The organism is Halorubrum sp. (assembly GCF_046498025.1).
In the GTDB taxonomy this organism is placed as follows: domain Archaea; phylum Halobacteriota; class Halobacteria; order Halobacteriales; family Haloferacaceae; genus Halorubrum.
Window position 1 is genome coordinate 19755 of record NZ_JAWOBM010000004.1, and the last position, 7370, is coordinate 27124.

The 7370-nt window shown below is 66.3% G+C and carries 7 protein-coding genes and 1 pseudogene; 6 read left to right on the forward strand and 2 right to left on the reverse strand.

Going from position 1 to position 7370, the window contains the following annotated elements; translation table 11 throughout:
- Positions 1–3: 3 nt before the first annotated feature.
- The 6 genes and pseudogenes from R6U01_RS00555 to R6U01_RS00580 all read left to right on the forward strand — a co-directional run bounded on the left by R6U01_RS00555 (position 4) and on the right by R6U01_RS00580 (position 5621).
- Positions 4–1023, forward strand: coding sequence for an ABC transporter permease (locus R6U01_RS00555; protein WP_410284511.1), 1020 nt, complete (start codon positions 4–6; stop codon positions 1021–1023).
- Positions 1023–2099, forward strand: a complete 1077-nt coding sequence (locus tag R6U01_RS00560; RefSeq protein WP_410284512.1) for an ABC transporter ATP-binding protein — start codon at positions 1023–1025, stop codon at positions 2097–2099. The genes R6U01_RS00555 and R6U01_RS00560 overlap by 1 nt, the downstream gene beginning before the upstream one ends.
- Positions 2096–3010, forward strand: a pseudogene (locus tag R6U01_RS00565) (ABC transporter ATP-binding protein); the annotation flags it as partial. The gene R6U01_RS00560 and the pseudogene R6U01_RS00565, both read left to right, overlap by 4 nt.
- A gap of 130 nt (positions 3011–3140) precedes the next feature.
- A complete protein-coding gene (locus R6U01_RS00570) occupies positions 3141–3662 on the forward strand; it encodes a hypothetical protein (protein WP_410284513.1) in 522 nt (173 codons plus the stop codon).
- Positions 3663–4033: 371 nt separating this feature from the next.
- A complete protein-coding gene (locus R6U01_RS00575; protein WP_410284514.1) occupies positions 4034–4264 on the forward strand; it encodes a DUF1328 domain-containing protein in 231 nt (76 codons plus the stop codon).
- 400 nt (positions 4265–4664) lie between these two features.
- On the forward strand, positions 4665–5621 hold the full coding sequence (locus tag R6U01_RS00580) for a TIGR03557 family F420-dependent LLM class oxidoreductase (protein WP_410284515.1): 957 nt from the start codon (positions 4665–4667) through the stop codon (positions 5619–5621).
- 114 nt (positions 5622–5735) lie between these two features.
- On the opposite strand, the gene R6U01_RS00585 is transcribed toward R6U01_RS00580, so the two are convergent.
- The gene (locus R6U01_RS00585; protein WP_410284516.1) at positions 5736–5951 is read right to left on the reverse strand and encodes a hypothetical protein; all 216 of its coding nucleotides are present in this window, start codon (positions 5949–5951) and stop codon (positions 5736–5738) included.
- A gap of 237 nt (positions 5952–6188) precedes the next feature.
- Positions 6189–7370, reverse strand: a 1182-nt coding sequence (locus R6U01_RS00590) for an inorganic phosphate transporter (protein WP_410284517.1), incomplete at its 5' end; no start/stop codon positions are given.

Here is a 7370-nt window from a genome sequence, read left to right on the forward strand (position 1 = left end):
CTCATGTCACAACGAAACCGAACCACGACTCGCGGTCGAATCCGGATCTCCGGGTTCGACTCCAGCGTCATCGAGCAGAACCGGGAGTTTGTCGACTGGGACGAGAGCATCGACTCGAACGTCTCGGCCGACCGGTGGACCCGCGCATGGCAGCGGTTCCGCCGCAACAGAACGGCCCTGCTCGGGCTGGCGATCATCCTGCTGATGGCGTTTCTCGCCGTCTTCGCCCGTCCGATCGACGTCTTCGGCATCACCGTCCAACCGTTCTCGATCGCGCCGTACGACCCGAACGCGTCGAATTTCAACGCGCTCGAACAGCCCCCCTCGCTCCAGTACCCGTTCGGCACCGACTGGTCCGGGAAGGACATCTTCTCCCGGGTGATCGTCGGCGGCCGGATGAGCCTCACGATCGGACTCATCGCGGTCTCGCTCGCGCTCGGCGTCGGCGTCCCGCTCGGTTCAATCGCGGGCTACTTCGGCGGGTGGATAGACGAGTTCATCATGCGGATCGTCGACGTGCTGTACGCCTTCCCGTTCCTCGTGCTGGCGATCGCGTTCATCGCCATCTTCGGGCAGGGGTTCTGGCGGATGATCGGCGCGCTCGTGATAGTGAGCTGGATCGGCTACGCCCGACTCATACGGGGCGAGATACTGAGCGTGAAGGAAAACGAGTACGTGAGCGCCGCCGAGGCGCTCGGCGCTCGTGACCGCAGCATCATCTTCAGACACATCGTCCCGAACGCCATCGCGCCGGTCATCGTCCAGGCGACGCTGGGGATCGGCACGTACGTCCTCTCGGCCGCCGCGCTCGGATTCCTCGGACTCGGGCTCGAACCCGGAAGTGCGGAGTGGGGGTCCATGCTCTCCAGCGGTCGCGAGTCGCTCGTCGAGGGGAACTACTGGATCACGTTCTTCCCGGGGGTCGCCATCTTCCTGTTCGTGATGTCGATCAACCTGGTGGGTGACGGCGTCAGAGACGCGCTCGACCCGCAGAGCGACACCGCAAGCGAGAGGCTCCGATAATGGCCCTGCTCGAAGTCGAGAACCTCGAAACGCGGTTCTACACGGAGGAAGGCGTGGTTCAGGCCGTGAACGATGTCTCGTACGCGATAGATACCGGAGAGGCGTTCGGCGTCGTCGGGGAAAGCGGCGCCGGCAAGAGCGTGACGAGCCTCTCGCTCATGCGCCTGATCGAGAACCCCGGGCGCATCGAGTCGGGAGAGATCCGGTTCAAGGGACGGGACCTCCTCTCGCTGTCCGACGAGGAGATGCGCGAGCTCCGCGGCAACGAGATCGCGATGGTGTTCCAGGACCCGCTGACCGCGCTCAACCCTGTGTACACGATCGGTGAACAGATCGCCGAGGCGGTCAGACTCCACCGGGACGCCACCGACGCGGAGGCCCGCGAGCGGGCTATCGAAGTCCTGGACGCGGTGGGGATCCCGGACCCCGAGGAGCGGTACGACCAGTACCCGCACGAGTTCTCCGGGGGCATGCAACAGCGGGTGATCATCGCGATCGCCCTGTCGTGTGACCCCGACCTGTTGATCTGCGACGAGCCCACGACCGCGCTCGACGTGACGATCGAGGCGCAGATCCTCGAACTGCTCCAAGACCTCAGCGAGGAGTTCGACATGGCGATCCAGTTCATCACGCACGACCTCGGCGTCATCGCCGAGATCTGTGACCGGATGATGGTCATGTACGCCGGCGAGGTCGTCGAGCAGGGGACCGTCGAGGAGATCTACTACGAGCCCCAACACCCGTACACGGTCGGACTCATGAGCTCGATCCCACGGGTGGGCTCGGAACGCGACCAGCTCGACACGATTCCGGGGACGATGCCGGACCTCGTCAAGCTCCCCACGGGGTGTAGCTTCCACCCTCGATGTCCCTACGCGGAAGAGGCCTGCACCCGGCTCGACCCGCAGCTCATCGACGTCGACACCGGCCTTCCCGTCGACGGTCCGGACCGGACGACACACAGCGCCGCCTGTCTCGCGCACTCCGGCGAGCTCGAGGGAGAGCTCACCTACTCGATCGACATCGTCGAAGAACCCGCTACAGAGGAGACTGACACCGTGGAGGACACCCAATGAGCGCCGAGCCGCTGATCCGCGTAGACGGCCTGAAGAAACACTACACGACCGACGAGGGATTCCTCGACCGGCTCTTCGGAGACATGCGTCTCGTCCAGGCGGTCGACGGCGTCGACTTCGAGGTCCGCGAGGGAGAGACGCTCGGACTCGTGGGCGAGAGCGGGTGCGGTAAGAGCTCGCTCGGGCGGACGATGCTCGGACTCGAGTCGCCCACGGCGGGGTCGGTCCACTACGACGGCGTCGACCTCACCGAGCTGTCGGAAAGCGAGATGCGACCGTATCGGACGGACCTCCAGTTCATCTTCCAGAACCCGTTCGCGAGTCTCAATCCCCGTCTCACCGTCGAAGACATCATCGGCGAGGCGTTCGACATCCACGACATCGCCTCCGGGGAGGAGCGCCACGAACAGGTGGTCGAACTCCTCGAGACGGTCGGTCTCAGTGAGAGTCACGCGACGCGGTATCCCCACGAGTTCTCGGGCGGCCAGCGCCAGCGGATCGGCATCGCCCGCGCCCTCGCGGTGGACCCGCAATTCATCGTCTGCGACGAGCCGGTGAGTGCGCTCGACGTGAGCGTGCAGGCGCAGATCCTGAATCTCTTGGAGGAGTTACAAGAGGAGTTCGGGCTGTCGTACCTGTTCATCGCACACGACCTCTCCGTCGTCGAGCACATCGCAGACCGGATCGCGGTCATGTACCTCGGCGAGGTCGTCGAAATCGGTCCCACCGAGGAGATCTTCTCGCCGCCGTATCACCCGTACACGTACTCGCTGCTCTCGGCGATCCCGGAGCCGGACCCGCTGTGGGACGGCGACCGGGTCATACTCGAAGGGACCGTCCCGTCGCCGACGAACCCCCCGTCCGGCTGTAAGTTCCACACGCGGTGCCCGATCGTGCAGGAGGACTGCAGCACGTGGGAGGAACACCCGGACCTCGAACCGGTCGACGACGGGGAACACCAGATCGCGTGTCCGTACCACGAGCGGATCGGCACGATCTGACCGCCACACGTATGTCCGCGACGGTCCTTCCAGAGACGTAATGCGACGGATTTACGAATCGGACGCGCTTCACCGCGACGAGGACGATCCGTTCTCGCCTCGCGTGGCGGACGAGGACACGAACCGATCGCTGAACTGGCAGGCGTTGAGCCACGCGATCGTTCCGGCGGCGGTCCGTCGTCGCGCGATTTCGGTCACGGTCGAAACGGACCGCGAACAGTACGAGTCCGGTAACCCGGTGCTGATCAGAGCGACGTTCCACAACCGGCTGCCGTTCCCCGTCGTCGTTCCGATTTCGACGCCAGTGCCGTGGCACTGGGCCGTCGACGGGCGCGTCGGTGCCAGCGACGTGCTGCCGGACGAGCCGGAAGACGCGTCGCTGTTCCGATTCGAACGAAACGAACGCAAAATATTCACGCGGCGGTGGGACCAGCTGTTCCAAGTCGAGGAGCGTCGGTGGGAGCCGGCGCGGCCGGGCGAACACGAGATCTCCGTCTCGATCAACACGCCGATCGCCGACGGGACGCACCTGACGGCCGAAACGACGGTTCGAACGCGCTGAGCGTCGGTACCGTCCGGAAGCCGGCGATCCATAGCCGCCGAGCACGCGCCGTCCGACCGTTTTCCGGCTTCGGAGCGACCCAGCCGAGCCCGCTCGAAGTTGACGTTCCGACCGGACCGGGTCGCGAACAGCGGGCTCGGCCAGGGGTACCTGGCGGCCGATCGCAGATATCGTCGCGCCCGGGAACCCCATAGTAAACGTGATACCGCTATACGAAATCGAACGGATCGCGGCACACAGCGGACTCGGCGGCGACGCTTCCGCCACGTCTCGTACGGCTCAGTTGCACGTCGTCGCGGTCGACTCGGTGTAAGTTCGGCTTATCTGGAATCGTGCCGTATAACTAACCGTCCGGGACGGCGATCCGGCTCATGGACATCACCACGTCGCTGGGATCGATCGGTACCCGATTGGGCTCCGTAGACAACGTGTCCGTCCTCCAGTTTTCGGGCGATTTCCTCGAGCTGGCGATCGTGTTTTTCGTTATCGCGCTCGTCGCGGCGGTCCTCGGCGCTCGCGGAGTAGCCGGGCTCTCGATGACGATCGCGAAGTGGCTCGTTATCGTGTTTCTCGTGCTGGCGGTCGTCTCGTTGCTGCTCTGAGACCGCGGAGAGCGAATGTTTCCGGGAGCGCCGGTCGATGCGATCCGTCCCGATCGGCGGTGTCGACCCCGCGGCTCGACCGGAGTCGCGGTTAGCAGGCACGAGCGGCTGAGACGGTAGCCGGGCGCAGGTACTCGGTGAACGATGGTATCGAGGCACGCACGCTCGATTCTCCCGACGCGGTTCGGGGCGGAGAGCCGTCTCCGGTCCGTCGTCCGTGCCCCTCCCGTCGGGCCTGCCCACCGGCTCACAGCGCGCAACTGGACACCGAACTTTGCCCCGCCTCACCGGAGTCGCCCCGAGTAGCGGGGATTAAAAGCCCTTTCAGACGCTAGCAGTGATTTCACCCCCGGCGCGGTCGCCTGGATAGACCTCGTGTGAGTCCCCTCCCGAGATCACCATGGTAGAGATAGGATACACGCTGGCGAGCGAGGAGCACAGCCCGACCGCCCTGGTCGAGCACGCGCAGCGGGCGGAAGAAGCGGGATTCGACTTCCTCTCCGTCTCGGATCACTACCACCCGTGGGTCAGCGAGCAGGGCCACTCCCCGTTCGTGTGGTCGACGCTCGGCGGGGTCGCGACCGCGACCGAGGACATCGACGTCGGCGTTGGCGTCTCGGCGCCGATCATCCGCTTCCATCCGGCGATATACGCGCAGGCCGCCGCCACCGCCGCCGCGATGTTCGACGACCGCCAGTTCTACGCGGGCGTCGGCACCGGCGAAAACCTGAACGAACACGTGCTCGGCGACCGCTGGCCCGCACACGCCGTCCGCCTCGAGATGCTCGAGGAGGCCGTCGACGTGATCCGGAAGCTCTGGACCGGCCGGGAGGTCAGCCACTACGGGTCACACTACACCGTCGAAAACGCGAAACTCTTCACCCTCCCGGAGGAGACGCCGCCGATCTGCGTCTCCGCGTACGGCGAGCGGGCCGCCCGCGCCGCGGCTGCCGTCGGTGACGGGTTCTGGTCCGTCGGCCCGCAGGAGGTCATCGACGTCTGGGAGGACGAAGGCGGGGAGGGTCCCCGGTTCTGTCAGCTTCAGACGTGCGTGGCCGACAGCGAGGACGACGCCGTCGCGACCGCTCACGACAAGTGGCCCAACAGCGAGCTGCCGGGCGAACTGAGCACCGAGCTGGCGACGCCGTCGCTGTTCGAGCAGGCGGTCGAGATGGTCTCGGAAGACGACATCGCCGAGGGGAGTATCATTACGGACCCCGATCCGCAGGCCCACATCGACAGCATTCAGACGGCGATCGACGCCGGCTACGACCACGTCTACACCATGCAGATCGGCGACGACCAGTCGGCCATGATCGACCTGTATCGGGAGCACGTCCTCCCGGCGTTCTCGTGACCGAAGCCCGGGGAACGCCCCAGTCGGCGCCGGAACGACTCTGTCTGCACTCGCCGCCGAGGCGATGAGGGCCGAAGAAAATGTCGCTGCGATGAGATCCGTCGAGGGTGTCGGTCAGTCCGCCGCGACCTCGGTGACCGCGCTGTAGTCGTAGTCGTCGACGAAGCCGGACAGCTCGTGGAGCGCCGCCAGGATGACGAGTTCCGTGGCGACCGTGAGCACCCGTCTGTCCGCGGACAGGAGCACCCACCGAACCAGCGAGGAGACCGGGTTGTCGGCACCGACCCCCTCGCTCTCGTCATCTCTCTGTCGCCGTCCAATAAGAGCCATTTCCTCGATGCGTTCGTCTACGGCAGCAGCGTATGATGAGTAGTTACGCGCTAGTCGCGTTTCCACACTGATAATATGCGAATAAAGGGCACTGTTCCCCGCCGTTCGTCCGCTTCCGTTCACACGGGTGCGGCTGGTACGGCGGACCGCTGCGGTCACGCCACCCCGACTCTCACGGCAGTCGCAGAGCGGTCGGAGAACGGAGCCCGGCGTCGGTCCGGCGTCTGGTCCGTCCGATCACAGGTATGTCGACGCGAGACCGAAGCCCACGTACCCGACCAGACACGCGCCGATCAGCGCCGAGAGCCACGCGACGGCCGTGATCGCGATCTTCCGCACGGAGACGCCCTCGGTGCCGACCACGAGGCCGCTGCCGATGACGCTCGAGATGATGATGTTGTTGAGCGAGATGGGAAAGCCGAGGAGTATCCCGGTCTGGGTGATGACGAAGGCGGGGACCAGAGCGGCGATGGACCGCCGGATTCCGAGCTGGGAGTACTCGTTGGCGACGGCCTGGATAATTCTGGGTGCACCGGTCCAGGCCCCGACGAGGATTCCGGTGGCCCCGACGAGAATGACGGTCGTCGGCGTCAGAAGCGCTGACTCGCCGGCGAGCACGCTCAGTGGCCCGATCGCGAGCCCGACCTGACTGCCTCCGCTGGAGAAAGCGACGAGTCCGCCGAGCGCGATCAGGAACCGTCGGACAGCGGCGTCGACGGAGCGTCTCGTCTGTCGGCGGAGCACGAGAAAGACCCCGACGCCACAGACGAGGCTGGTCGTGGCCATCGTGAAGTCGTACGATTCCGCGCCCGTCGGGGCGGACCCCAGCGAGTGCGAGACGAACGTCGCGATCGAGGGGCGGGTGCCGTCGGCGATCGGCAGGGCCTCGAGGGTGACGTTGGGGATCACGACGCCGACCAGGCCACCCAAGAGGGGGATACCGACGGTGTCCGGGACGTCCTCTCGGCGGAGTATCGAGGCCGTGAGGTAGGCGATCGACGCGCCGGTCGGCGGAACGAGCACCCAGAACATCGCCAGCTCGCGGTAGGTTCCGATCGCCGGGTCGCCCCCGAGCGCGAGTCCGACGCCGACGACGGCGCCCGTCGTCGCGAACGCGGCGGGGATGGGATAGCTGGTGGCGACTCCGACGGCGATGAATCCGGCGGCGGTGAGGAGGCCGACGGCGACGGCCATGGGCGTCAACGACGCTCCGAGGACGAGGTCGTTCCCGACCGTCTCCGAGACGCTCCCGCCCTGCAGGACCGCGCCCGACGCGGCGAGGACGCCGACCAGGAGCGCCGCTCGCATCACCGTGAGAGCGCCGGCGCCGACCGCGGGGGCCAGCGGCGGTGACGTGCTACTGGCGCCGAGCGCCCACGCCAACGAGACGCTGGCGAGCAACGCGACCGCCAACAGGGC

What these genes read in the sequence shown, in the direction of transcription:
- R6U01_RS00555 (WP_410284511.1), top strand. Translation starts at nt 4, where the DNA reads ATGTCACAACGAAACCGAACCACGACTCGCGGTCGAATCCGGATCTCC.
- R6U01_RS00560 (WP_410284512.1), top strand. Translation starts at nt 1,023, where the DNA reads ATGGCCCTGCTCGAAGTCGAGAACCTCGAAACGCGGTTCTACACGGAG.
- R6U01_RS00570 (WP_410284513.1), top strand. Translation starts at nt 3,141, where the DNA reads ATGCGACGGATTTACGAATCGGACGCGCTTCACCGCGACGAGGACGAT.
- R6U01_RS00575 (WP_410284514.1), top strand. Translation starts at nt 4,034, where the DNA reads ATGGACATCACCACGTCGCTGGGATCGATCGGTACCCGATTGGGCTCC.
- R6U01_RS00580 (WP_410284515.1), top strand. Translation starts at nt 4,665, where the DNA reads ATGGTAGAGATAGGATACACGCTGGCGAGCGAGGAGCACAGCCCGACC.
- R6U01_RS00585 (WP_410284516.1), bottom strand. Translation starts at nt 5,951, where the DNA reads ATGGCTCTTATTGGACGGCGACAGAGAGATGACGAGAGCGAGGGGGTC.